Origin of the sequence: Streptomyces griseoluteus (assembly GCF_004784465.1) — a bacterium.
Classification (GTDB): Bacteria; Actinomycetota; Actinomycetes; order Streptomycetales; family Streptomycetaceae; genus Streptomyces; species Streptomyces griseoluteus.
On sequence record NZ_SRRU01000004.1, the window covers coordinates 498,895 to 523,420 of the forward strand.

The 24,526-nt window shown below is 71.5% G+C and carries 22 protein-coding genes, 1 tRNA gene, 1 pseudogene and 1 riboswitch; of the genes and pseudogenes, 14 read left to right on the forward strand and 10 right to left on the reverse strand.

The annotated features are described in order from the left end of the window. Positions 1 to 97 precede the first annotated feature (97 nt). The 7 genes and pseudogenes from E5082_RS14245 to E5082_RS14275 all read left to right on the forward strand — a co-directional run bounded on the left by E5082_RS14245 (position 98) and on the right by E5082_RS14275 (position 6,399). The gene (locus E5082_RS14245) at positions 98 to 1,303 is read left to right on the forward strand and encodes a DNA polymerase III subunit delta' (protein WP_135791593.1); all 1,206 of its coding nucleotides are present in this window, start codon (positions 98 to 100) and stop codon (positions 1,301 to 1,303) included. A 58-nt stretch (positions 1,304 to 1,361) separates the two neighbouring features. Beyond that, positions 1,362 to 2,987 carry an alpha/beta hydrolase gene (locus E5082_RS14250; RefSeq protein WP_135791594.1) on the forward strand — a complete coding sequence of 542 codons (1,626 nt, stop codon included), beginning with the start codon at positions 1,362 to 1,364 and terminating at the stop codon, positions 2,985 to 2,987. A gap of 105 nt (positions 2,988 to 3,092) precedes the next feature. Next, positions 3,093 to 3,166, forward strand: a tRNA-Thr gene (locus tag E5082_RS14255). A gap of 151 nt (positions 3,167 to 3,317) precedes the next feature. Continuing rightward, positions 3,318 to 4,835: pseudogene (locus tag E5082_RS14260) on the forward strand (RHS repeat-associated core domain-containing protein); the annotation flags it as partial. Between the two features lie 329 nt (positions 4,836 to 5,164). Beyond that, positions 5,165 to 5,440, forward strand: coding sequence for a S1 domain-containing protein (locus E5082_RS14265; protein WP_135791596.1), 276 nt, complete (start codon positions 5,165 to 5,167; stop codon positions 5,438 to 5,440). Positions 5,441 to 5,537: 97 nt separating this feature from the next. Then, positions 5,538 to 6,050 (forward strand): Imm50 family immunity protein, encoded by a 513-nt coding sequence (locus E5082_RS14270; protein ID WP_167514055.1) that lies wholly within the window; start codon positions 5,538 to 5,540, stop codon positions 6,048 to 6,050. Continuing rightward, positions 6,037 to 6,399 carry a hypothetical protein gene (locus E5082_RS14275; RefSeq protein ID WP_135791598.1) on the forward strand — a complete coding sequence of 121 codons (363 nt, stop codon included), beginning with the start codon at positions 6,037 to 6,039 and terminating at the stop codon, positions 6,397 to 6,399. The genes E5082_RS14270 and E5082_RS14275 overlap by 14 nt, the downstream gene beginning before the upstream one ends. Before the next feature lie 50 nt (positions 6,400 to 6,449). Here the strand turns inward: E5082_RS14275 and E5082_RS14280 are convergent, their stop codons facing one another. From E5082_RS14280 to E5082_RS14295, 4 genes are all read right to left on the reverse strand, one after another. Beyond that, a complete protein-coding gene (locus E5082_RS14280) occupies positions 6,450 to 8,123 on the reverse strand; it encodes a fibronectin type III domain-containing protein (RefSeq protein ID WP_135791599.1) in 1,674 nt (557 codons plus the stop codon). A 148-nt stretch (positions 8,124 to 8,271) separates the two neighbouring features. Then, the gene (locus E5082_RS14285; RefSeq protein ID WP_135791600.1) at positions 8,272 to 8,586 is read right to left on the reverse strand and encodes a DMT family transporter; all 315 of its coding nucleotides are present in this window, start codon (positions 8,584 to 8,586) and stop codon (positions 8,272 to 8,274) included. 10 nt (positions 8,587 to 8,596) lie between these two features. Then, positions 8,597 to 8,660: riboswitch (guanidine-III (ykkC-III) riboswitch) on the reverse strand. Positions 8,661 to 8,688: 28 nt separating this feature from the next. Beyond that, the gene (locus tag E5082_RS14290; RefSeq protein ID WP_135791601.1) at positions 8,689 to 10,347 is read right to left on the reverse strand and encodes a bifunctional 3'-5' exonuclease/DNA polymerase; all 1,659 of its coding nucleotides are present in this window, start codon (positions 10,345 to 10,347) and stop codon (positions 8,689 to 8,691) included. A 60-nt stretch (positions 10,348 to 10,407) separates the two neighbouring features. After that, positions 10,408 to 11,187, reverse strand: coding sequence for a Clp protease N-terminal domain-containing protein (locus E5082_RS14295; RefSeq protein ID WP_135791602.1), 780 nt, complete (start codon positions 11,185 to 11,187; stop codon positions 10,408 to 10,410). Between the two features lie 136 nt (positions 11,188 to 11,323). On the opposite strand from E5082_RS14295, the gene E5082_RS14300 reads away from it, so the two are divergent. Beyond that, the gene (locus tag E5082_RS14300) at positions 11,324 to 12,433 is read left to right on the forward strand and encodes a DUF2786 domain-containing protein (protein ID WP_190045276.1); all 1,110 of its coding nucleotides are present in this window, start codon (positions 11,324 to 11,326) and stop codon (positions 12,431 to 12,433) included. A 678-nt stretch (positions 12,434 to 13,111) separates the two neighbouring features. On the opposite strand, the gene E5082_RS14305 is transcribed toward E5082_RS14300, so the two are convergent. Both E5082_RS14305 and E5082_RS14310 read right to left on the reverse strand, forming a co-directional pair. Next, positions 13,112 to 13,639 carry a DUF4232 domain-containing protein gene (locus E5082_RS14305; protein ID WP_135791603.1) on the reverse strand — a complete coding sequence of 176 codons (528 nt, stop codon included), beginning with the start codon at positions 13,637 to 13,639 and terminating at the stop codon, positions 13,112 to 13,114. A 99-nt stretch (positions 13,640 to 13,738) separates the two neighbouring features. Further along, on the reverse strand, positions 13,739 to 14,221 hold the full coding sequence (locus tag E5082_RS14310) for a hypothetical protein (RefSeq protein ID WP_135791604.1): 483 nt from the start codon (positions 14,219 to 14,221) through the stop codon (positions 13,739 to 13,741). A gap of 454 nt (positions 14,222 to 14,675) precedes the next feature. On the opposite strand from E5082_RS14310, the gene E5082_RS14315 reads away from it, so the two are divergent. After that, positions 14,676 to 14,894, forward strand: a complete 219-nt coding sequence (locus E5082_RS14315; protein WP_229918844.1) for a DUF397 domain-containing protein — start codon at positions 14,676 to 14,678, stop codon at positions 14,892 to 14,894. Positions 14,895 to 14,996: 102 nt separating this feature from the next. Here E5082_RS14315 and E5082_RS14320 read toward each other — a convergent pair whose 3' ends face one another. Then, the gene (locus E5082_RS14320; RefSeq protein ID WP_135791606.1) at positions 14,997 to 15,518 is read right to left on the reverse strand and encodes an ATP-binding protein; all 522 of its coding nucleotides are present in this window, start codon (positions 15,516 to 15,518) and stop codon (positions 14,997 to 14,999) included. A 333-nt stretch (positions 15,519 to 15,851) separates the two neighbouring features. Between E5082_RS14320 and E5082_RS14325 the strand changes: the two genes are divergently transcribed. The 3 genes from E5082_RS14325 to E5082_RS14335 all read left to right on the forward strand — a co-directional run bounded on the left by E5082_RS14325 (position 15,852) and on the right by E5082_RS14335 (position 18,925). Continuing rightward, positions 15,852 to 16,676 carry a helix-turn-helix domain-containing protein gene (locus E5082_RS14325; protein ID WP_135791699.1) on the forward strand — a complete coding sequence of 275 codons (825 nt, stop codon included), beginning with the start codon at positions 15,852 to 15,854 and terminating at the stop codon, positions 16,674 to 16,676. A gap of 114 nt (positions 16,677 to 16,790) precedes the next feature. Further along, positions 16,791 to 18,251, forward strand: a complete 1,461-nt coding sequence (locus E5082_RS14330; protein WP_135791607.1) for an aldehyde dehydrogenase family protein — start codon at positions 16,791 to 16,793, stop codon at positions 18,249 to 18,251. A gap of 122 nt (positions 18,252 to 18,373) precedes the next feature. Then, on the forward strand, positions 18,374 to 18,925 hold the full coding sequence (locus tag E5082_RS14335; RefSeq protein ID WP_135791608.1) for a DinB family protein: 552 nt from the start codon (positions 18,374 to 18,376) through the stop codon (positions 18,923 to 18,925). 110 nt (positions 18,926 to 19,035) lie between these two features. On the opposite strand, the gene E5082_RS14340 is transcribed toward E5082_RS14335, so the two are convergent. Then, positions 19,036 to 20,322 (reverse strand): ion channel protein, encoded by a 1,287-nt coding sequence (locus E5082_RS14340; RefSeq protein WP_135791609.1) that lies wholly within the window; start codon positions 20,320 to 20,322, stop codon positions 19,036 to 19,038. 145 nt (positions 20,323 to 20,467) lie between these two features. On the opposite strand from E5082_RS14340, the gene E5082_RS14345 reads away from it, so the two are divergent. After that, a complete protein-coding gene (locus E5082_RS14345; protein ID WP_135791610.1) occupies positions 20,468 to 21,229 on the forward strand; it encodes a MerR family transcriptional regulator in 762 nt (253 codons plus the stop codon). 16 nt (positions 21,230 to 21,245) lie between these two features. Here the strand turns inward: E5082_RS14345 and E5082_RS14350 are convergent, their stop codons facing one another. Next, a complete protein-coding gene (locus E5082_RS14350) occupies positions 21,246 to 21,611 on the reverse strand; it encodes a YbjQ family protein (protein WP_135787447.1) in 366 nt (121 codons plus the stop codon). Positions 21,612 to 21,766: 155 nt separating this feature from the next. On the opposite strand from E5082_RS14350, the gene E5082_RS14355 reads away from it, so the two are divergent. After that, positions 21,767 to 22,768: a DedA family protein gene (locus E5082_RS14355; RefSeq protein WP_373310043.1), complete on the forward strand. Its 1,002-nt coding sequence runs from the start codon at positions 21,767 to 21,769 to the stop codon at positions 22,766 to 22,768. An 11-nt stretch (positions 22,769 to 22,779) separates the two neighbouring features. Here E5082_RS14355 and E5082_RS14360 read toward each other — a convergent pair whose 3' ends face one another. Beyond that, entirely contained in the window at positions 22,780 to 24,438 is a 1,659-nt protein-coding gene (locus E5082_RS14360; RefSeq protein WP_135791612.1) for a threonine/serine exporter family protein, read from the reverse strand. Between the last annotated feature and the right edge of the window lie 88 nt (positions 24,439 to 24,526).

Below are 24,526 nucleotides of genomic sequence, written 5' to 3' on the forward strand. Positions count from 1 at the left end.
CGGAGGGCACCGCCCTTCGCCGTGCGGACGGCACTGTCGGTGGCCCCCCGCACAATGGACGACGGAACACGAAGTGACGGAAAGGGCGGCGTGACCCATGAGCGTCTGGGACGACCTCGTCGGGCAGGAGAAGGTGAGCGCTGCGCTGGAGGCTGCCGCGCGGGACGCCGACGCGCTCGTCACGGCCGCCGCGGCCGACCAGCCGCCGCCCGAGGCATCGAAGATGACCCACGCCTGGCTGTTCACCGGACCGCCCGGCGCAGGCCGCAACCAGGCGGCGCGCGCCTTCGCCGCCGCCCTCCAGTGTGTGAGCCCCGACCGCGCCCTCGGCGGCACCCCCGGCTGCGGCTTCTGCGACGGCTGCCACACCGCGCTGCTGGGCACCCACGCGGACGTGTCCTCGGTCGCGGCCGTGGGCGCGGAGATCCTGGTCAAGGACATGCGGGACACGGTCCGCAAGTCGTACACCAGCCCGGCGAACGGGCGCTGGCAGATCATCCTGGTCGAGGACGCCGAGCGGCTGAACGAGAAGTCGGCCAACGCGGTCCTCAAGGCCGTCGAGGAGCCCGCCCCGCGCACGGTCTGGCTGCTGTGCGCGCCCTCCATCGAGGACGTGCTGCCCACCATCCGCTCCCGCTGCCGGCACCTGAACCTGCGTACCCCGCCGGTCGCGGCCGTCGCGGACATGCTGGTGCGCCGTGACGGCGTCGAGCCCGAGGTCGCCGCGGCCGCCGCCCGCGCCACCCAGGGGCATGTCGACCGCGCCCGGCGCCTGGCCACCGACCCCGAGGCCCGCCGTCGCCGCGCCTCGGTGCTGAAGCTGCCGCTGCGCATCGAGGAGGTCGGCGGCTGCCTCAAGGCCGCCCAGGAGCTGGTCGACGCCGCCGTCGAGGACGCCAAGCAGCTCGCCGAGGAGATGGACGGCAAGGAGGCCGACGAGCTGAAGGCCGCGCTCGGCGCCGCTCAGGGCGGCCGGCTGCCGCGTGGCACGGCCGGGGTGATGAAGGACCTGGAGGACATGCAGAAGCGGCGCCGCACCCGCACCCAGCGCGACAGCCTCGACGTCGCCCTGGGCGACCTCACCGGCTTCTACCGCGACGTGCTCGCCCTCCAGCTCGGCTCCCGCGTGGCCATCGCCAACGAGGACGCCGAGGACGCTCTCCAACGCATCGCCGGGGCGGGCTCCCCGGAGTCCACCCTGCGCCGTATCGAGGCCATCGCCGCCTGCCGTGACGCCCTGGACCGCAATGTGGCCCCGCTGCTGGCGGTGGAGGCGATGACCATGGCCCTGCGCGCGGGGTGAGCACGCCACAACCTGGACGCAGCGTACGCGAGGCGTCGCGCAGCGTTACGCTCGTTTGATGGACACCAGGCCCTCCCCGTCGCCCCCGCCCGCCCGGCCGCGCCGCTCGCTCCTGCCCGGGGCTGCTTCCCGAGCCACGGCCCGGACGGCGGCGGCCCTGCTCGCGGCGTCCGCACTGCTCGTGTCCGGCTGCGGCGCGAACGGTACGGGCTCGGACGGCACGGTGGCGGCGGCGTTGGCCGCGCTGCCGATGTCGACGCCCTCGGCGCTGTCTCCGTACTACACGCAGAAGCTGAGCTGGCGGGCGTGCGGCGCCCCCGGTTTCGAGTGCGCCACGATGAAGGTGCCGCTCGACTACGACAAGCCCGCTTCCGGTGACATCAAGCTGGCCCTCGCCCGCAAGAAGGCCACCGGCAAGGGCAAGCCGCTCGGCTCCCTGCTGGTCAATCCGGGCGGCCCCGGCGGCTCCGCGATCACATACCTCCAGCAGTACGCGGGCATCGGCTACCCCGCCGAGGTCCGGGCCCGCTACGACATCGTCGCCGTCGACCCGCGCGGGGTGGCCCGCAGCGAACCCGTGGAGTGCCTGAACGGGCGCCAGATGGACGCGTTCACCGAGGTGGACATGACCCCGGACGACGCCAAGGAGACGGACGCCCTGGTCGGTGCCGACCGGAAGTTCGCCGAGGCCTGCGGGCAGCACTCCGCGAAGCTGCTCCGGCACGTCTCCACCGTCGAGGCGGCCCGCGACATGGACGTCCTGCGCGAACTGCTCGGCGACAAGAAGCTGAACTACGTGGGCGCGTCGTACGGCACGCTCCTCGGCGCGACCTACGCCGGGCTGTTCCCCCACCGCACCGGCCGGCTGGTCCTGGACGGCGCGATGGACCCCTCGCTCGACGCCCGGCAGGTCAACCTGGACCAGACGGCGGGCTTCGAGACGGCGTTCCACGCGTTCTCGGCGGACTGCGTCAAGCGGGCCGACTGCCCGCTGAACGGCAAGGACGCGACCCCCGCGCAGGTCGGCGACCGCCTGCAGAAGTTCTTCCGGGCGCTCGACGCCCACCCGATCCCGGCCGGCGACGCGGACGGCCGCCGCCTGACCGAGTCGCTGGCGACCATCGGCGTGGTCGCCGCGATGTACGACCAGAGCACCTGGGAACAGCTCCGAGAGGCGCTGGACTCCGCGATGGACGAGAACGACGGCGCGGGCCTGCTCGCCCTGTCCGACACCTACTACGAGCGTGACTCCCGCGGTCACTACACCAACCTGATGATGGCCAACGCGGCCGTGAACTGTCTCGACCTGCCGCCGGCCTTCGAGAGCCCGGAGCAGGTGGAGCAGGCGCTGCCGCAGTTCGAGAAGGCGTCACCGGTGTTCGGCCCGGGCCTCGCCTGGTCCGCCTTGAACTGCACGTACTGGCCGGTCAGGGCCATCGGTGAGCCGCACCGCATCGAGGCGAAGGGCGCGGCGCCCATCGTGGTCGTCGGCACCACCCGCGACCCGGCGACCCCGTACCGCTGGGCCCGGTCCCTCTCCCGCCAGCTCTCCTCCGGCCGCCTCCTCACCTACGAGGGCGACGGCCACACCGCCTACGGCCGCGGCAGCGCCTGCATCGACTCAGCGATCAACACCTACCTCCTCCACGGCACCCCGCCCGCCCCCGGCAAACGCTGCACCTGACCCCCGCCGCACCGGGCCCCCTCGGGCCGGGGCCCGGTACGAACCACCCCTCGAACCTGTGTAGACTTACCGACGTTGCCGATCGCACCCCGGTGCGTCCAACACGCCGCTTTAGCTCAGATGGCCAGAGCAACGCACTCGTAATGCGTAGGTCTCGGGTTCGAATCCCGAAAGCGGCTCCGCTGAGAAACCCCAGGTCACGTTGCTCGTGACCTGGGGTTTCCTGTTTCGGGCGATCTGTCGGTGACGGGGTGCCCGGGCCTGGTCTTGGCCTTGCCTTGCGCCCACTTGACCGTGTCGGCGTAGGCGTCGAGGGCGCCGCTCGCTTTCTGGGAATACGCCTACGACCCGGCCGGACACCTAGTGTCCGAGACCGACTTCGACGACCGCACCCTCGCGTACGTCTTCGACCCCGCGGGCCATCTCGTCTCCCGGACGAACGCACTCGACGAGACGACGACGTTCGAGCGCGACGCGCTGGGGCGCACCGTCCGCAAGGACGCGGCGGGCCGAGTGAGCACCTTCGCGTACGACCTCTCGGACCAGCTCGCCGAAGCGATCGGCCCCGACGGCACTCGCCTGACCGTCCTCCGCGACCAGTACGGCCGCGTCCGCACGGAAACGGTCGACGACCGCACCCTCACGTACGACCACGACGAACTGGGCCGCCGCACCGGCCGCACCACCCCCACCGGCGCCCGCACCACCTGGTCTTACGACGCCGCGGGCCGCCGCACGGACCTGGTCGTCTCCGGCCGCCCCATCGACATCGACTACGACGACGCAGGTCGCGAACTCACTCGCGGAATCGGCGACTTCCTCACCCTCACCAACACCTACGACCCGCTGGGCCGCCTGTCCACCCAGACAGCGACCACGGACGGCGAGACCCGCCAACGCCGGGCCTACACCTACCGGGCCGACGGCAACCTCACCGCCCTCGACGACCACCTCGACGGCCCCCGCACCTTCACCCTCGATCCAGCAGGCCGCGTCACCGCCATCCACGCCACAAACTGGTCCGAGTCGTACGCCTACGACGCGGCGGGGAACCAGACCATGGCCTCCTGGCCGACCACCCACCCCGGCCACGAAGCCACCGGCGACCGCACCTACACCGGCACCCGCATCACCCGAGCCGGCGGAGTCCGCTACGAACACGACGCCCTCGGCCGCGTCACCCTCCGCCAGAAACCCCGCGTCTCCCATAAGCCCGACACCTGGCGCTACGCATGGGACCCGGAAGACCGCCTCGCCCAGGTCACCACCCCCGACGGCACCGTGTGGCGCTACACCTACGACGCCCTGGGCCGCCGCACCTCAAAGCAACGTCTGTCGGCAGACGGCATGACGGTGACGGAACAGGTCATCTTCACCTGGGACGGCACCACCCTCTGCGAACAGACGACCTCGGCACCCGACGTCCCGAACCCGGTCACCCTCACCTGGGACCACCGCGGCCTGCAACCGATCGCCCAGACCGAGCGCATCACCGCCGCCGACGCCCCCCAGACGGAGATCGACTCCCGCTTCTTCGCGATCGTCACCGACCTCGTCGGCACCCCACGCGAACTCGTGGCAGAGGACGGCGAGATCGCCTGGCGCACCCGCACCACCCTCTGGGGCAGCACTACCTGGAACACCACCGCCACCACCTACACCCCACTCCGCTTCCCAGGCCAGTACTACGACCCCGAAACCGGCCTCCACTACAACTACTTCCGCCACTACGGCCCGGAGATCGGGCGTTATACGACCCTCGATCCATTGGGCCTGGCCCCTGCACCCAACCCCGTCACCTACGTGGTCAATCCGACCACATGGTCCGACTCGCTCGGCCTCGCTCCCGACTATCAGTCGATCTACAAGGCCCCCCAGCGGGGGCAAGGTGAGATTCAAGAATCCCTGGGATACCGGGCCGAAGACTTCCCGGGTGGACCCCATGACCCGTACATGGATGGAAAGGCATATTTCGCCAAGGAGCGTGAACTCGCAGATAAATATGCCCGGCATTATGGTGAAGGCGTCATAGAGATCAAAATTCCTCGGGAAGAGTATGATCTTCGCTTCGGGCAGTACGAGCGCCCTTACGAGGGCGGACCCCTGACCGAGATCGAGATCCCGAACACTTCCGTGGAGGATCTGAACCACTACCCCAGAGTGAGGCACAGGTAGCTATGGCGGACGAATGGGAAGACGCAAAGCTCCGGCATCCGGTCGGCAGTAAGACTCACGGGGTGGTCCGCATTCGACGACCGTTCGGAGTTTTCATCGAGCTGGACGGCTCTCCCGAAGTGATCGGATTCCTGGACATTGCCTCGTACAACCCCGATCCACCGGCGCTCGACCTGCCTGAGGTCGGAGCAAAAGTCTCGGCCGAAGTAGCGTTCCACGACGAACAGAAGAGGCAGATCAGAGTTCGGGTAGGCGAACCGTTCTGGAATGGTTCGTGACCGGTTCGAGACTCGCGAGGAGGTGTACGAAAACCCCAATGGGGATTCGACAACACCCGGAACGGCCAGGTCCCTGGGTGCGAGGAACACTATTACTATGACCGCTGAGCTCTCCCCCCGAAACAGCGAGGTTCTCGCCCCGCTCTACGGCCGGGCCCCCCTGGATCTGAGCTCCGTCAGACTCCGGTCCGTGCACCTCGACTGGCACGGCCCCACCGTGACGCTGCGGCTGGACCTGCCCGCTCTGCCCTTGCCGCTGCCGGAGGAATGGGCAGCCGCGGACGTCGACACGGTGCAGGGGCAGCTCCAGTTCCTCGCTGTGGAGGATCTGGAGCTGGACGCCTGGGAGCCCGGACTGCTCGTCTCTTTCGAACTGGCAGTGCTCAGTGAGAGCAGGCACAGGATGCGCGTCGCGGTGTCGCATGGCGGGAAGCCCGACTTCCTCCGCTTCACCGGCAGTACCGATGTGCTCGTCGGCCACATCAGCGGATTCCGGGCCGGTCCAAAAGGCGCGGACAGCGGGCCTCACCACTTCCTCAGCAGACTCGACGCCAGGCTCCACACCACTGTTCCCGACCCGAGCGAGAAAACCTTCTATGAACGCCTCTGAGGGTGCTGCAAAGAGCAGCCCAGAGCTCCCGGCGCTGTGCGCGCACGACGTCCTGAGCAACAGCGACCTCTTCTACGTCCACTTCGACGAACGAGGCTGCTCCGTCACCCTCGGATTCTCCCGTGTGCACGGCAGCGAGGGCTTCGAGTTCTTTCTGCGCTTCCCTGATGTACGGGATGTGCACGTGCGGGGTTGGGGCGCCCCAGGACAGAAGGACGTCCACGTCGACAGAGCGCCCGACGGCACGGTCCAAGTGTCCGCTTCCTCCGACGGATCGTCGCTGCGGTTCCGCGCCGCCGACGCCACCCTGTCAAGAACACGTGATTTTCTCGCGTCGTCGAGCAGCTGAGCAGCATCCCCGTCGACGGACTGCTGCCGGCGGTTGCGCGGGCGCGGGCGTCAGTCCTCGGTCGGGGTGCCGAGTTCGGTGACCTCGGTCCAGTGGACGGTCTCGTTGGTCACGTCGAGCTGGTTGTCCCAGTCGTCGACGGCGATCACGGCGTACATCACGTTCTCGCCGTCCGCCGCGCTGGTGTGGAGGAACGAGGTGGTGTCCGGGCCGAGGTATTCGACGCGGTGGGCGAGCCAGACCCGGCCACCGTCGCCGTCGTCGTACTTCTCGGCCTTGAAGACCTCGTACCGCTTCAGGTCGGACTCGGTGTTCGGCGTCCACTCCAGGAAGACGCCGTCCTCGCGGGGCGTCGCCGTCAGGCCGGTGACGGGCGCCGGGGCGACGAGGTCACCGTCCGTGGTGGCGGAAGCGGGCGCGGAGACGGGGGAACGGTTGCCGCCCTTGTCCACGGCGACCACCGTGTAGGCATAGGTGGAGCCGTGACTGATCGTCAGGTCGGTGTAGGTGCTTCCGGACACGTCCGTGTACAGGTGACCGTCGCGGTAGACGTCGTACCGTTCGACATCGCCGCTGGTCGAGCGGGCCCAGCTCACGACGATGCCGGTGCCCGGCTTGAACACGGCCGTCACGGCGGTGGCCGGTGCGGGGGCGAGGTCGCCGCGGGTGGCGGACGCCGTGGCGCGCGTCGCGGAGGTGTTGCCCGCGGCGTCGACGGCGGAGACGTAGTACGTGTAGCCCGTGCGCTCGGCGGCGGCCGTATCGGTCCAGGAGGCCGAGGACACCGTGGTGACCTGCGTCACCGGGGCCTCCGGGAGGCCCGGCTCGGTCTGCTGTCGGCGGAAGACGGTGTACGTGGCCGCACCCGGAACCGGCTGCCAGGCCAGGGCGACGCCGCCCTGCCCGTCCGTGGCCGTCAGGCCGGTCGGCGCCACCGGAGCGGTGCGGTCCACCGTGGTGGTGGACACGTCTGCGCTGCCGGTGGACTCGCGGCCGGCCTTGTCGACGGCGCGGAGTTCGTAGAAGAAGGTCTGGCCGGTCACGGGCGGCGCGTTCACGAAGGACGGCGAGGTGAGCAGCGTGGTGCCGCTGACCTTGGCCCAGCTCGCGCCGCTCGCCCGCCGGTACACGCGGTACCCGGCGAGGTCCATCTCCTTGTTCCGGGTCCAGCGCAGCGTGGCCTTCGCCGTCCCGCGGTCGTACGCGGCGGTGAGCCCGGTCGGCGCCAGAGGCTTGACCGTGTCCGTCCTGGCGTCGGTGCGGGGGGTGTACGTGAAGGCGGCGGAGGCGTAGCCGGTCCACGCGACGTAGTCCACGCGGAGCGTGTGCCTGCCCGCCGGGATGGTCAGGTCGGCGGTCTTGCGGGCGGTCGAGGAAACGTTCCGCCACAGGTCGATCCGCCGCACGCCGTCGACGTATACGCGCATCCCGTCCTGCGTGGCCGCGGCGAGCCGGAACGGGCCGCCGGAGCCGAAGTCACGGGTCACGGACCAGCGGACGGAGAAGTTGTCCTTCGGCAGGGTGACACCGGCCGGGTCGCCGTAGCCGTAGTTCTCGGCTATCGCCGAGTCGCAGGCGGTCAGCTTGGGCGTGCCCTTGAACGAGGTGTTCGCGTAGTACTGCGCGGTCCAGGACGGCGAGGCGCAGGTGACGGCGGAAGCCGGGGTGGCGGTCAGCAGACCGCCCGCCGTGGCGAGCGCGGCCGTCAGAGTCGCGGCTGCCATGCGGGGACGAGTCGTCACAGGAGAGGGCCCTTTCTGGACCTGCGGGAACACGGACAAGTGATGTTCGTGTGACTGGTGAGGCGGGGAGAGGGTTGCCCTGGACGAGCCATGGCTTTCCGGTCGTCGTTCGGCCGCGCGGGGCACCGGCTCAGTGCGTCAGCTTCAGCCCCGCCACGCACGCGATGATCCCGAGCAGCAGCAGGATCTTGGCCGTACTGGCCGGCTCACCGCCGAAGAGCATCGCGTAGGCCGCCGTGAGGGCCGCTCCGATGCCGACCCAGACCGCGTAGCCGGTACTGACCGGGACCGTGCGGAGGGCGAAGGCGAGGCCGGACATGCTCAGCAGCAGGCCCAGGACGAAGACGACGGACGGAAGCGGGCGGCTGAAGCCCTGCGACTTGCCGAGGGCCGTCGCCCATACCGCTTCCAGCATTCCGGAGATCACGAGCGCGATCCATCCCATGTCGAACTCCCACGCGCCGTCTTGTCGTGGGCTGGGTACGGCGCACTCGTCCAGGAGCCGCGTTCGAGCTCTGCCGGCCATGGTCGCACAGGTGGCGCGCCCTCACTTGGCGTCGGCGTAGCACTCCACCACGGCGGTGCTGAAGGGAAAGCGGACCGGGGTGTCGCCGAAGGTGAGGCGGGCCGCCAGGGCGGAGGCTTCCCGGATCGCCTCGGCGACCTGCTCGGCCTCCTCGGCGGGGCAGTGCACGATCACCTCGTCGTGCTGGAAGAAGACCAGCTCGGCGGCGAGGTCCACGCACGCGCGCCGCAGAGCGGCGAGGAGCAGCAGCGCCCAGTCGGCCGCGCTGCCCTGGACGACGAAGTTACGGGCGAACCGGCCCCGGCCCCGGTCGGCGGCCGTTTCCCCGCGCTCCTCGCCCAGCGGAATGCCCGCCTCCTCCGCGGCGTCCGCGCCCGTCCCCGCCGCGGGCGGGCAGGTGCGGCCCAGCCAGGTGCGGACCAGGCGCCCCTCCTCGCCCGCGCGGGCCGCCTCGTCCACGTAGGCCACCGCCTTGGGGTAGCGGCGGCGCAGGGCGGCCAGGTTCTTCAGGCCGTCGCCCGCGGTCTGGCCGTAGACCGCGCCGAGGACGGCCAGCTTGGCCTGGTCTCGGTCGCCGGAGAAGGTGCGGTCGGACACCGCCTGGTAGAGGTCGCCCTCGCGGGCCGCCACCTCCATCAGGCCGGGGTCGCGGGAGATCGCCGCCAGCACTCTCGGCTCCATCTGCGCCGCGTCGGCCACCACCAGCCGCCAGCCGGGGTCGGCCACCACCGCGCGGCGGATCACCTTGGGGATCTGCAGCGCGCCCCCGCCGTTGGTGACCCAGCGCCCGGTGACCGTGCCGCCCGCGTGGAACTCCGGCCGGAACCGCCCCTCGCGCACCCAGTCCCGCAGCCAGGACCAGCCGTGCGCCACCCAGATGCGGTACAGCCGCTTGTACTCCAGCAGCGGGGCCACGGCCGGGTGGTCCACGGAACGCAGCTCCCAGCGGCGGGTGGAGCCCACCTTGATCCCGGCTCGCGCGAAGGCCCTGATCACATCGGCCGGGAGGTCGGGGCGGACCCGGTGGCCGAAGGCGGCGGAGACCTCGTCGGCCAGCTCGGCCAGCCGGCGGGGTTCGCCGCCGCCCGCGTACCGCTCTCCCAGCAGGTCGGTGAGCAGGGCGCGGTGCACGTCCGCGCGCCAGGGCAGGCCCGCGCGGTTCATCTCGGCGGCCACCAGCATCCCCGCCGACTCCGCGCTGGTCAGCAGGCGCATCCGGTCGGGGTGGGCGGTCCGCTCGTGTCTTCGCTGCTGTTCGGCGTAGACCTCCAGGAGGTCCGTCAGCGGCATCCGGGTGCCAGTCGGTTCGAACAGTGAGGACTGCGCGCCCGGTTCGGCCGCGCGCTGCGGTGGGTCGGTCGGTACGGGGCCGCCCCGGAGACGGGCCAGGGCGGCGGCGGCCGAGCGTGGTTCGCCGTGCCGCCCCTCGTGGCCCAGGAGCAGGGTCTCGGCGTCCTCGACGTCGTAGCACCGCTCTACTCGCACCCCCGTGGCGAGCAGGCGCGGGTAGACCTCGGCGGTCGACCTCCACACCCAGCGTCCGGTCTCCGGGCGGCTCCGCACCGCCTGGGCGAGATCGCTCTCGCGCCGGACCGGACCGGCGGGCAGCCCGTCCCGGCCGAGGGGGGCGACGTCCACGCCACCGTCCTCGGCCGGTGCGAGTGCCCACCGGTCGGTCATGCGTCCGAGTGTGGCAGGGGGGTCTGACAATGGTCCTGAGCTGCGCTTTCGCCGCGCGGGTCAGCTCTCCTGCTCGTCGTCCGGGTGGGTGGCCGCCTGCTGGGCCGAGTCGGCCGCCTGCTTCTGCTCCAGGAGCAGGGCCAGCACCCGGTTCACGTACTCCTCGGTGCCTTCCTTGGTGATGCCGAGGCCGGCCAGGACGCCGGTGCCGTTCTCCTGCTCCAGCAGGGCGAGCAGGATGTGCTCGGTGCCGATGTAGTTGTGGCCGAGCCGGAGCGCCTCGCGGAAGGTGAGTTCCAGGGCCTTCTTGGCCTCGGGGCCGTAGGGGACCAGGTCGGGGGTGGTGCCGGTGGCCGGGGGGAGCGCGGCGGTCGCTGCCTGGCGTACGGCGTCGGCCGCCACACCCTGTGCCTCCATGGCCTTCACCGCGAGGCCCTCCGGTTCGGCCAGCAGGCCGAGGACGAGGTGCTCGGGGCGGCCTTCGGCGTTGCGGGCGGTCACCGCGGCGTTGTGCGCCGCCATGACGACGTTGCGGGCGCGGGGGGTGTAGCGGTTGAAGCCCTGGTTGGGGTCGAGGTCGGCCGACTCCTTTGAGACGAACCGCTTCTGCGCCGCCTGCCGGGTCACGCCCATGCTCTTGCCGATGTCGGTCCAGGACGCGCCGGAGCGGCGGGCCTGGTCCACGAAGTGCCCGATCAGATGGTCCGCCACGTCGCCCAGGTGGTCCGCGGCGATCACCGCGTCCTGGAGCTGTTCGAGGGGCTCGGCGTGGGCGGTCTTGATGGCCTCGATGAGGTCGTCGAGGCGTACGGATGCCGTGACTTTCGGGTTGGTCGCCATGTGACAACCGTAGGTTGACAGTGGCGGACTGTCAACCGATGGTTGACAGTCGCTGGTCGAGGAATTCCAGAAGGGTTTTCCACAGGCTGTGGACGGTTTCGGCGGGCTGTCGGCCCACCGTGGCACGATCGACCACGTGACCAGCACTGCCAGTACCGTCGAACGCGCCTTCGCGGCCGCTCTCTACGACGACACCGACTCGGGACTCGACACCGGCGCGTCCCTGCTCGCCGCCGACACCGGTGCCGACGCCGAACTCGCCCGGCGCGGTGAGGAGTTCGTGGCGGTCGCCTGGCAGCGCGGGTGGCAGCCCGCCGACGTGGTGCGGTTGGTGCGGCGAGAGCTGGAGGACGCCCACCTCGGCCTCGCCGCCGCGCTGATCCGTGCCCAGGCCGCGAAGGACCGGCCGCGCGGACCCCGCTGGACCGCCCAGCTCGACGCCCTCGCCGAGCAGCCCGAGGCCCGCCCCGCCGACCGCTTCTCGCACGCCACCACCGTCCTGGAGCTGTACCGGCTGTTGCTGCGGCTGCCCACGCTGGAGCCGCTGGAGGAGCCCCGCCGGCCCGCCGGACCCGGCACCTCCCGGATGCTCGGCCGTATCCGCGCCCTGCTCGCCAAGGCCGAGGGCACCGGCTACCCGGAGGAGGCCGAGGCGCTCACCGCCAAGGCACAGGAGCTGATGGCCCGGCACAGCGTGGACGAGGCGCTGCTCGCCGCCTCCGCCCCGGCGCCGGACGCGCCCGGCGCCTGCCGGATAGGCGTCGAGCCGCCGTACGAGCAGGCCAAGGCCGTACTGCTGGACGCGGTCGCCCGGGCCAACCACTGCCGCGCGGTGTGGAACGAGCCGTACGCCTTCTCCACGGTCGTCGGCTTCGAGGCCGACCTGGAGGCGGTGGAGCTGCTGTACACCTCGCTGCTGGTGCAGGCCACCCATGCCATGGCCAGGGCCGAGGCCGCCCAGCGGGCCGGGGGCCGCAAGCGGACCAAGAGCTTCCGCCAGTCGTTCCTCGCCGCCTATGCCCACCGCGTCGGCGACCGTCTCACCGCCGCCGCCGAAAGCCAGGTCAGCGAGGACCTGCTCCCGGTGCTGGTCACCCGCGAAACAGCCGTCACCGACCGCCTGGAAACCATGTTCCCCCGAACGACCACCACCCGCCTGCGCGGTATCAACGACGAGGCCGGCTGGACGGAGGGAGCGAAGGCGGCGGACAAGGCCCAGGTGAGGGCTCGTCCGAGGCTGCCGTGAGACCCCGGCGCCACCGCATCCGGGACGGCGGCGCCCGCGCGCAAGCCGACCGGCGCGCCTTGCCGTGACCGGACCGGCCGCAGGCCGCCGAAGTCCGGGCCGCCGCATCTAGGCCGCTCGGACCTGAGCCGCCGACCGCTCCCGGACGATGGCCGACCACCCCTGAAGGGGGCGTGTCCCCGCGGGAGCCGGCCTGGTGACACACCCTGCCGGGACCGCGCCGGCCGCACGCTGCCGGACCCCGTGCCGCCGAACCGCGACGCGTCCCGCCCGAGCCGTTGACCGCCCGCCGGGCGACGGCCCGCCGCCGCGCGCGGAGCGCGTCCGCGCGGGAGCCGCCCGAGGTGGGCCACCCGGCCGCGACCGCGCCCGCCGCAGGCCGCCGGACCCCGTCCCGCCGAGCCGAGGCCGGTCAGGCCCGAGCCGCTGGGCGAAGCCCCGCCGTGGTCGTACCCACCGCAGGCTGTCGGACCCGGCCCTGCCGAGCCGAGGCCGGTCAGGCCCGAGCCGCTGGGGGCGAAGCCCTGCCGTGGTCGTCTCACCGCAGGCTGCCGGACCCCGGTCCGCCGAGCCGAGGCGTCAGGCCCGAGCCGGTGAGGGCGAAGTCCTGCCGTGGCCGTACCAACCGCGGGCTGCCGGGACTCCGGCCCCGCCGAACCCCCGCCCCCGGGCGGAGCCCTAGTCGCCGACCTGCTGGAACGCGCTCACCGACGCGTTCGCCGAGTCCGTGCCCTTGGCCGCCACCGGGCCGAACTTCCAGGGGAAGCTCTTCGCGTCGCCGCCGCCCGGCAGTGTGACCTCCATGGTGCCGGCGTCGAGCGCCTTGGCGTCGCCCTCCGCGCCGCGGGTGTAGGAGACGGTGAAGGTCGCCGACGCGCCCTTGGCCAGCTTCAGGGTCTGGGCCTGGGCGCCCTCGCTGGCCGGCAGTTTCACCGAGCGGTCGCCCTGACGCAGGACGACGCCGGGGAAGTGGTCCAGAGTGCAGGGGGCGCTCTGGTTGGTGATGCTGACCGGCACCTCGCCGGTGTCCCCGGCGGCGGGCGCGACGCTCGCGGAGCCGACCTCCAGGGCCACCGCGCCGGTCGCGCAGCCCGATCCGGCCTTGCTCTTGGCACCGTCCGCGCCGCCACTGCCGCCGCCGTCGCAGGCGGTCAGGGCCAGGGCGGCGGCGAGAGCGGTGAGGGTGAGCGGAATGACGCGGCGCATGTACTGGTCCCATCGAGATCGTGACGTCTCCCCGCATCATGGCGCCTCGGCACGGCGGCCGAGCACGCACCCCCGGCGATTCACCAGGACGGGGACCGCCTACGACGGCTGGAGACTCGTCGGCAGCCCGGTGGGCAGCTTGCCGCCCTCCGCCCTGGTGTACGACTCCGACCCGGCACTGCCCTTCCAGGTCACCTTCAGCGCCTTGCCGTCGACGGAGTCGACCGTGCCCTCGGCCCGGCTGTCGTCGCCGCTCTGACAGGTGAGCCGGATCACGCCCTGGCCCGCCTGCTCGCCCGCCGTACCGCTGCACACCGTGCCGCCGGTGACGAAGAGCCCGGCCTGCTTGCCGGTGATGACCAAGGCGATGATCTTGCCGCCGCCGGTGGTGATCCAACTGCCCTGAAGCCGGTCCGAGGCTCCCGCGCCGCCGGAGCCGTCCGGGCCGGAGGGGGTCGGGGCCGCGCTGCTCGTGGTGGGGGAGTCGTCCGGGGAGCCGTCCCCGCCGCACGCCGTCACGGTCAGCGCGAGCGCGCCCACCAGTCCCGCCGCCGCAGCGGCCCGTACCTTCGCCGTCGTCACGTCACGCTCCCAACCAGTAGCCGGTCGCCCCGCCGGCCGTGCGCGAGGCCCCCCAGAGCCGGAGGTCCGCAGCAAGTTACCAGCCGTTACCCGGAGGAATCCGGGACACGGGGCAACAACAAGCGCCCGGCGTGCGTCTCCCCGAAGGCGGGACGTTCGGTTTTGGACGACCTGGCGCGGAAGCACGGGCGCGGCGCCCGCTCGCGCATGCCCGGAGCCGCTTTCGGGCATGCGCGTCAACACCACCTGCCCCAGCGGCTCGGGTAAAGCGGACGTCAAAGCTGTAACCGCAGGAACACCCGCCGTGCACGTGCATCTGCTCATTCATCTGCACATGAACAAGGTTATGATCCGGGTCGATCGACCATGGCCACATCAGACAGTGCACAGCGGGGAGCGACCTGTGGACCGCTACGTTGACGGCGTGTACGGGGGGTACGACGTGTACAACGGCATGGCTGCCACGCAGCTGGACGGCGTGGCCTGGCAGAAGAGCCGCCACAGCAACTCCCAGGGCTCCTGCGTGGAGTTCGCGCGGCTGCCCGGCGGCGAGGTCGCGGTGCGCAACTCGCGCTTCCCGGACGGCCCCGCGCTGGTCTACACCCGCGCGGAGATCGAGGCGATGCTGCTCGGCATCAAGGACGGCGAGTTCGACCACCTCATCATCGGCTGACCCCGCCGCCGGCTGCCCCGGGCGGCAGCCGGTCCGGCAACGATGTCAACCCGCCTGACCAGCAAGGGAGTCGGACGCCCCGGCCGCCCTGCCCGAGGTCCTCTAATCGAGGCCGCCCTGCCCGAGGTCGTCCTTCCCGAGCCGGAACAGCGCCCACACCAGCTTGCCCCCGCCGTCGCCCAGGGCCGGGTGCCAGCCCCAGCCGTCCGCGAAGGACTCCACCAGCAGCAGCCCGCGCCCTGACTCGGCGGAGAAGTCGTCCTCGGTCTCGCGCGGCACCGGGCTTTCGTCGCTCGGGTCGCGCACCGCGCACACCAGCCGCCCGGTCCAGTGCAGCAGATGCAGCCGGACGGGCGCCGACTGCCCGGCACCGGGCGGGAGTTCGGCGGGCATGGCATGGCGCAGCGCGTTGGTGACGAGTTCGGAGACGACCAGGGCTATGTCGTCGAAGCGGTCGCCGACGTCCCACGGGCCGAGGGTGGAGCGGGTGAAGTTCCGCGCTTCGCGGACGGCCTCGTAGCGGGCCGGCAGCGCGCAGGAGGCGGCGCCGGACACGGCTGAGGGGTCCAGCGGAGGAAGGCCCTGCCGTAACGGCTTGAGCATGGTCGATCCATTCGTCCCCATGCGAGGCACTCCCGGAATTCGCGGTCGTTGCGAGGCAGCGGTGGCGCGGCACCCATGGTTTCGGATGCGCACAGCAGATGCAAGGGCAGATGCACGTGCACGCGGCCGAAATCACCCTGCGCGTACCGCTTCTTGGCCATTTTTTCCGCCATCGGCGCGCACATCGGCGCCAGTGGTCGTGACCTCTGGCGGGCAGAAACGGTTCACCTCTTTCCGTTTCCGTAACCGTACGAGTACTGCTTGAAGTGTTTTAGTGGCAGACTCAGATACTTGCGGATGGTTGGGGAGGCGACGTACGTGAGCGCGGGAGAGCCCGGATCGGTGGTGCGGCGGATGCTGCTCGGCTCGCAACTCAGGCGGCTGCGGGAAGCGCGGGGGATCACACGCGAGGCGGCGGGTTACTCGATCCGCGCCTCCGAATCGAAGATCAGCCGGATGGAGCTGGGCCGGGTGAGCTTCAAGACCAGGGACGTCGAAGACCTGTTGACGCTCTACGGCATCGACGACGAGGCGGAGCGCGAGTCACTGCTCTCCCTCGCGCGGGAGGCCAACGTGGCGGGCTGGTGGCACAGTTACTCCGACGTGCTGCCGAGCTGGTTCCCCACCTATGTGGGCCTGGAGGGCGCCGCGCACCTCATCCGGGTCTACGAGGTGCAGTTCGTGCACGGCCTGCTCCAGACCGAGGACTACGCCCGCGCGGTGGTCCGGCGCGGCATGCGGGGCGCGAGCGCGGCGGACATCGAGCGGCGGGTGGCCCTGCGCCTGGAGCGGCAGAAGCATCTGCTCGGTGACCACGCGCCCGAGTTCCACATCGTGCTCGACGAGGCCGCCCTGCACCGCCCCTACGGCGACCGCGATGTCATGCGCGGTCAGCTCCGGCACCTGATCGAGGTCTCCGAGCGGCCCAACGTGCGCCTCCAGGTCATGCCCTTCGCCTTCGGCGGACACTCCGGGGAGAGCGGCGCCTTCACCCTGCTCAGCTTCCCCGAGTCGGACCTCTCCGACGTGGTCTACCTGGAGCAGCTCACCAGCGCGCTCTACCTGGACAAGCGTGAGGACGTCGCCCAGTACGAGCACGCCCTCAAGGAACTCCAGCAGGACAGTCCGGGCCCCGAGGAGAGCCGCGAACTCATCCGAAGGCTCGCCGAACAGGTGTGACTTAAAAGGGAGTTGAGGAGTCGTGTGCTCCTCGCTCTCCGTAGCGCACCAGTACGATGGCCCGTGATCAGCACCTGGCGTGACTCAGCCGTACGCTCACGATTGAGGGATCACATGGCGGCCTTTCTCAGCGACCTGGCCCAGCAGTACATCGACGGCGAGTGGCGGCCGGGCACCGGCTCCTGGGACGTCATCGACTTCAACCCGTACGACGACGAGAAGCTGGCCTCGATCACCGTGGCCTCGGTCGACGAGGTCGACCAGGCGTACCGGGCCGCCGAGCGCGTCCAGAAGGAATGGGCGCGCACCAGCCCCTACGCGCGTCGCGCGGTCTTCGAGCGGGCCCTCGCCCTGCTGGAGGAGCGCGAGGAGGAGATCGCCGAGCTGATCGTCGCGGAGCTGGGCGGCACCCGCGTGAAGGCCGGCTTCGAGCTGCACCTCGCCAAGGAGTTCCTGCGCGAGTCGGTGCACCTGGCGCTGGCCACCGAGGGCCGCATCCTGCCCTCCCCGCTGGAGGGCAAGGAGAACCGCCTCTACCGCGTCCCGGTAGGCGTGGTGGGCGTGATCAGCCCCTTCAACTTCCCCTTCCTGCTGTCGCTGAAGTCGGTCGCCCCGGCGCTCGCGCTCGGCAACGGCGTGGTCCTCAAGCCGCACCAGAACACCCCGATCGTGGGCGGCACCCTGATCGGCAAGCTCTTCGAGGACGCGGGCCTGCCCGGCGGGCTGCTCAACGTGGTCGTCACCGACATCGCGGAGATCGGGGACGCCTTCCTCGAGCACCCGGTGCCGCGGGTCATCTCCTTCACCGGCTCCGACGGCACCGGCCGCCATGTCGCGACGGTGTGCGCCGCGAACTTCAAGCGGGCGGTGCTCGAACTCGGCGGCAACAGCGCCCTGGTCGTGCTGGACGACGCCGATCTCGACTACGCGGTGGACGCGGCCGTCTTCAGCCGGTTCGTGCACCAGGGGCAGGTCTGCATGGCCGCCAACCGGGTGCTGGTGGACCGTTCGGTGGCGGAGGAGTTCACCGAGAAGTTCGTCGCCAAGGTGCGCTCGCTGCCGGTGGGCGACCCGCGCGACCCGGCCACGGTCATCGGCCCGGTCATCAGCTCCACGCAGGCGAACGCCCTCTCCGGGGTGGTCGAGCAGGCGCTGGCGGAGGGGGCCACGGCGCTGGTGCGCGGCCCGGTGGAGGGGAACCTGGTCGCGCCCAGCGTGCTCACCGACGTGCCCGAGGGGTCGGAGCTGCTGCGGCAGGAGGTCTTCGGGCCGGTCGTCTTCCTCGTCCCGTTCGACGGCGAGGAGGAGGCGGTCCGGATCGTCAACGACACCCCGTACGGGCTCAGCGGCGCCGTCCACACCGGTGACATCGAGCGCGGGGTGGCCTTCGCGCAGCGGATCGACACGGGGATGTTCCATGTGAACGACGGCACCGTGCACGACGAGCCGATCGTGCCCTTCGGCGGTGAGAAGCACTCCGGCATCGGCCGGCTGAACGGTGAGACGACCCTGGAGGCGTTCACCACGACCAAGTGGATCTCGGTGCAGCACGGGCGCAGCGGCTTCCCGTTCTGAGCCGCCGCGAGAAACTTCGCCGTCACGGGCCATTGAGGACAGGATCTGACCTCGATGGCCCGTAGCTTCGTCGGTGTCGGGGCGGACGGCCCCGGCGGGAGCCGAGGAAGAGGCGGACGGTCATGGTCACTCATGTGGGAGCCGAGGCGCCGGGCGACGAGCGCGGAGCACTGCTGGCGTTCCTGGAGGAGCAGCGGAGCGGCATCCGCCGGGCCCTGCTGGGCCTGACGGAGGAGCAGGCGCGCACCCGGCCCAGCGCGAGCGAACTGTCGCTGGGCGGGCTGCTGAAGCACGTCGCCGAGGTCGAGCAGGCGTGGCAGGCCCGCGCCCGGCAGGAGCCGCCGGCGGTGGAGCGGGACCAGTCGAACTGGCACGAGTGCTTCCGGCTCACCGACGACGAGACGGTCGCGCAGCAGCTCGCGTACTGGGCGGAGGTGGCCGCGGGGACGGAGAAGCTGATCCGCTCCGCGCCCAGCCTGGACGACACCTTCCCGCTGCCTTCCGCCCCCTGGTTCCCGCCGGACGGCGCGGTCTCCCTGCGCTGGCTCTGTCTCCACCTGATCCGCGAGACGGCCCGGCACGCCGGACACGCCGACATCATCCGCGAGTCCCTGGACGGCAAGACGGCGTTCGAGCTGGTCGCGCTGGAGGAGAAGCAGCAGTCCGCTTCCTAGGGCTCAGTGGTGGAACCCGGTGGCGGCCTCCTTGTCACCGGTCGGCCCCTGCTGCGGCGCAGGCAGCGCCATGGGCCATGCCTCCTCCAACGGGGGGAATCGGGGAAGGTTCAGCGGATCGGGGTCCCGTCCGCGCGCAACTGCATCTGCGGGCGCCCGGTCACCAGCAGCCAGGCGGGCAGCGAGGCGATGCACAGCAGGGCGAGCACGGCGGGGGAGGAGACCAGCGCGGCGGCCGTGAAGAGGCTCACCCAGCCCTGCCGGGTGATCGCCAGCAGGATGCCCAGCACGCCCGTGGCCACCGCGACCGCGGGCTCCACGGCGGGGACCAGCGCGTGCGCGCACAGGCCCAGCGCGGCCCCGATGAACACGGCCGGGAAGATCCGCCCGCCCCGGAACCCGCAGGAGGCCGCCACCACCAGCGCGGCCAGCTTCACCACCGCCATCACGGCGAACTGGCCCGCCGACCAGCCGCCGGGGTCCCGCGCCAGCTCCCCGACCTCGGTGAGCCCCTTGAACAGCGTCAGATGCCCGCCCGCGGCCGCCAGCCCGCCCAGTACGAGCCCGCCCGCCGGGAGCATCAGCATCGGGTGCCGCAGCCGGCGGAAGACGGCGTGCACGTAGGGGAAGACATAGACCGCGCACATGCCGAGCAGCGCGGCCGCCGAGGCGATCACCAGGGCGGCCACCACGTCGTCCCAGCGGGGGTGGCCGAAGGGCGGCAGGCCCAGGTCGAAGGTGGGGCGGGCGACCAGGGTGGTGGTGATGGCGCCGCAGGCGGCGGCGGTCAGCGGGGCGAACAGGTTGTCCCAGAGCCGCCCGTGCAGCGGGCGCCCAGCCAGTGCCTCGGAAATCACCAGCGCGGCCGCGACCGGCGTGCCGAACAGCGCCCCGATGGTGCCCGCCTCCGCCAGCACCGGCCACACCGAGTCCGGCGTACGGGGCACCAGCCTCTGCCCGAACCACATGGCGAGCCCGACGTTGACCGCGATGATCGGGTTCTCCGGGCCGAGGCTCGGCCCGCCCGCCAGCATCAGCCCGACCGCGAGCACCAGCCCCGGCAGCACCCGCGGCGGCAGCACTGGAGCGTCCAGGCCGAGGGTGGCCGGGTCGGGCCCGGCGTGACCGGGGACCTTCCACACCACCAGGCCGACCGCGACACCGGTGGCGAACAGCATCACGAACATCCAGAGCACCGAGTACCGGCCCACACCCAGGGCGTCCGGCAGCGGCCCCCACAGCACGTGCTGGAGCTTCTCGGCCGCCGTGCTCACCCCCACGAAGACGAGGCTGGTCATGATCCCCACCGTCACGGAGGGCAGGATCAGCGGCAGCAGCGCGCGCGCCGGGGCCGTGGGAGCGGTCGGGGGCGGCTGCCGCGCGGTGTCCTGGGCCACGGGCTCACCATAAGTGGACCTAAGCGGCACAACATCCCGAACCGAATTCCCCCTTGCACCTCACCCGGCGTGAGGACCGAGCGTGTACGGGGCGGCGCACCTGGCGCCGCCGACGGCAAGAGCCGACGACAGGGAGCGAGGAACGTTGAGCTTCTCCGTGGGACAGGTCGCGGGGTTCGCCGGGATCACGGTGCGCACCCTGCACCACTACGACGAGATCGGGCTGCTCGTGCCCAGCGGGCGCACGCGTGCCGGACACCGGCGCTACGCCGACGCCGACCTCGACCGGCTCCAGCAGATCCTGTTCTACCGCGAGCTCGGCTTCCCGCTCGACGAGGTCGCCGCCCTGCTCGACGATCCCGGCGCGGACCCCCGCGCCCATCTGCGCCGGCAGCACGAGCTGCTGACCGCCCGGATCGAGCGGCTGAGCAGGATGGCGGCGGCCGTGGAACACGCCATGGAGGCACGCACGATGGGCATCGACCTCACTCCCGAGGAACGCTTCGAGGTCTTCGGGGACCACGACCCCGAGAGTTACGCCGAGGAGACCGAGCGCCGGTGGGGGGACACCGAGGCGTACGCCGAGTCCCACCGCCGCACCGCCCGCTACACCAAGGCCGACTGGCAGCGGATGCGCGCCGAGTCCGACGACTGGAACGCCCGTTACGCCACCCTGGTGGCCGACGGGGTCCCGCCCGCCGACCCGGCGGCGATGGACCTCGCCGAGGAGCACCGCCGCCACATCGGCCGCTGGTTCTACGAATGCGCCTACCCGACGCACCGCTGTCTGGGGGAGATGTACGTCGCCGACGCCCGCTTCACCGCGTACTACGAGGCCCTCGGCCCCGGTGTCGCCGCCCACCTGAACGCGGCCATCGCCGCCAACGCCGACCGGCACGAGGGGTAGGCAGGCCGGTCCTGGCTCACTCGCGGGCCAGGACCACCGCCGTGCCGTAGGCGCAGACCTCGGTGCCCAGGTCGGCGGCCTCGGTGACGTCGAAGCGGAAGGCGACCACGGCGTTGGCGCCCCGCGCGCGTGCCTGCTCCACCAGGCGCTCCATCGCCTGGTTGCGGGTCTGCACCAGGGTCTTGGTCAGCCCCTTCAGCTCGCCGCCGATCATCGACTTCAGCCCGGCGCCGAGCTGGCTGCCCAGATGCCGCGAGCGCACGGTGAGGCCGAAGACCTCGCCCAGCACCCGCTCCACCCGCCGGCCGGGCACGTCGTTCGCCGTCACCACCAGTACGTCCGGCTCGGGCCCCTGGCCACCGCCGTAGTCTTCGAGTCCCATGACGCACAGCTTTGCCCCGGTCGCCGCACAGTGCATTCTGGGACGCCCGGTGGAACCCGGGCCCGTCACGAAGCGTTGATAGCTTTGGGCGGCCACACATGGACATCGCAGCCGCCGCAGCCGCCCTCTTCCCCCCTCAGGAGCCCGGACCCGTGATGACACTCGCCCTCGGCCCGAGCTGGCTCGACCCCAACTACCTGCTGAACACCTACAGCATCTGGGGTCTGCTGCTCATCGTCTTCGCCGAGTCCGGCCTGCTCATCGGCTTCTTCCTGCCGGGCGACTCGCTGCTGTTCACCGCCGGCCTGCTGATCACCTCAGGCCAGCTGGACTTCCCGCTGTGGGGAGCGATCGCGCTGATCTGCGCCGCCGCGATCCTGGGAGACCAGGCGGGCTACATGTTCGGCAAGAAGGTCGGCCCGTCGCTGTTCAACCGGCCCGACTCGCGCCTGTTCAAGCAGGAGAACGTCACCAAGGCGCACGAGTTCTTCGAGAAGTACGGCCCCAAGTCGCTGGTCCTGGCCCGCTTCGTGCCGATCGTGCGCACCTTCACGCCGATCATCGCCGGCGTCAGCGGGATGCGGTACCGCTCGTTCCTGACCTTCAACGTCATCGGCGGTGTGCTGTGGGGTGCCGGGGTGACGCTCCTCGGCTCCTGGCTCGGCAACATCGGCATCGTCAAGGACAACATCGAGGCGATGCTCATCCTCATCGTGCTCATCTCGGTGGTCCCGATCGCCATCGAGTTCCTGCGCGCCCGCGGCAAGAACAAGCGCGCGGAGCAGCAGGCCCCCGAGCAGCCCGCGTACGAGCAGCAGCCGCAGGCCCCGGTCATGGACGACTCCACGACCCAGCTCCGCCGCATCGAGCCCGACCAGCCCTACGAGGACCCCTACGGGCGCCCGTACGAGCAGCAGGCGGCCCCGCAGCACTGGCAGCAGGGCTACGGCCACCAGCAGCCCCAGGGCGGCCAGGGTTACCCCGGTCAGGGTCAGGGTGAGGGACAGGGCGGCTACGGCCGGCAGCAGGACCCGTACTACGGACAGCAGCCCCAGCAGCAGCCGCAGTACGACGGCTACGGACGCCCCCAGCAGCCCCAGCACCCGCAGCAGCCCTATCCCTACGGGTACGACCAGGGCGGACACCGCCCCCAGTAGGGGCGAGGCCCCTAGAAGCCCCTGGTCCGCTTGGCCGCCCGGCGCTTGCCCGCGGAGCCGATCCGCAGGGTGAGCCGGGAGATCTCCGAACCCAGGTTCACCCCGATGGCGATGGCCATGGCCAGCGACACGGCCTGGGCCAGCGACACCAGCCCCTTGTCCACCTGGCTCTGCGCGATGGACAGCAGACCGAAGTACGTGGCCGAACCGGGCAGCAGCGGCCCGATCGCGGCCGTGGTGTACGGCAGCGCGGACGCGAACTGATAGCGCGCCAGCAACTGCCCGAAGAGGCCCACCAGACCGGCCGCCACCGCCGTGGAGGCCACCGGCGAGATGTCCGCGGTGTAGCGCAGCGCGCCGTACACCGACCAGGCGACACCGCCGTTGAGCGTCACCCACAGCACGGTCGAGCGCTCCTGCTGGAGCAGCACCGCGAAGGTCAGCGACAGCACCATGGACGCCAGGATCTGCAGCACCGGCCGGGACTGGATGTTCAGCGCCGCGTCCGGGTTCAGCTCGCCGCCCACCTGCACGCCGAAGTACAGCACCGTCAGCACGCCGATCACGATGGCGACGAAGAAGTACATGACCTCCAGCAGCCGCGCCGACGCGGTGATGTAGAAGCCCGTCAGCCCGTCCTGCACGCCCGCCACCAGCGCCCGCCCGGGCAGCAGCGCGAAGAGTCCACCGGTGACCACCGCGGACGCCTTCACGTCCACGTTTGCCAGCGCGAACGCCACCCCGATCGCGGCGGGCGGCATCGCGGCCACCGTGAACTGGTAGAACTCCGGCAGCCCGCGCCCGGCCAGCAGCCAGGCCAGCCGGTCGCCGAGCATCGCGCCCAGCGCGGCCGCGACGAACACGATCGCGTCACCGCCGACCAGCACCGAGGCCGCGCCCGCCAGCCCGCCGCTGGCCAGGGTCAGCGCCCAGCCGGGGTAGGGGTGCCGGTTGCGCCGCATCTCCGCCAGTCGGCGGTACGCCTCCTCGAGGGAGAGGTGCGTCTCGGGGTCCGTGATGTCGTCCACCAGCCGGAAGACGGCCGCCAGCCGGGTGTAGTCGGTGCCGCGCCTGCGGACCGTCCGGGACGCCGTCACCGGGTCCTCCACCAGGGAGGGCTGGTAGGTGATCGACAGCAGCGTGAAGGTCACCGTCGGCTCGCAGCGGTCCAGCCCGTAGGACCGGCACACCGCGAACATCGCGGCCTCCACGTCCTCGGCGCCCTCACCGCCCGCGAGCAGCAGCTCGCCGATACGCAGGGTCAGGTCGAGCACGCGCGGTACCGCGGGGCCCTCGTCCTCGGAGCGCGCCACCGGCTCCAGCGCCGGCCGCTCGGCCACCGGCATGCGCAGCATCGTGCGCATCCGGTCCTGCCAGGGCGCGTCCGTGACCAGCGTGATCATCGGAACACCTGTCGCGGGGGTGAACGCGGCCGGGGCGTCCTTGACGCTGTACGTGCGCGGCGTGTTGAACGCCGAGCCCTCCGGCTCGCTCTCCGGCTGCGCCGACTCCAGCCCCTTGGGCACGGCGAACTCGGACGTCGTCTCCGATTCGCCGCCTCCCCTGGCGACCGCGAGTCCCTCCGGAATGGCGAACTCGGACGTGATCTCCGGGTCGAACGTGGCCCGCGCCTCGTCCGACCGGGGCTTGCGGTCCTCCGCCTCCGACACCTCGCACCGCTCCCTGAACGACACCTTCCGATTACGCCTCAGTATGCGCGTGAACGCGCGAACGGGCCGCACCGCCCCCACCGGGGCG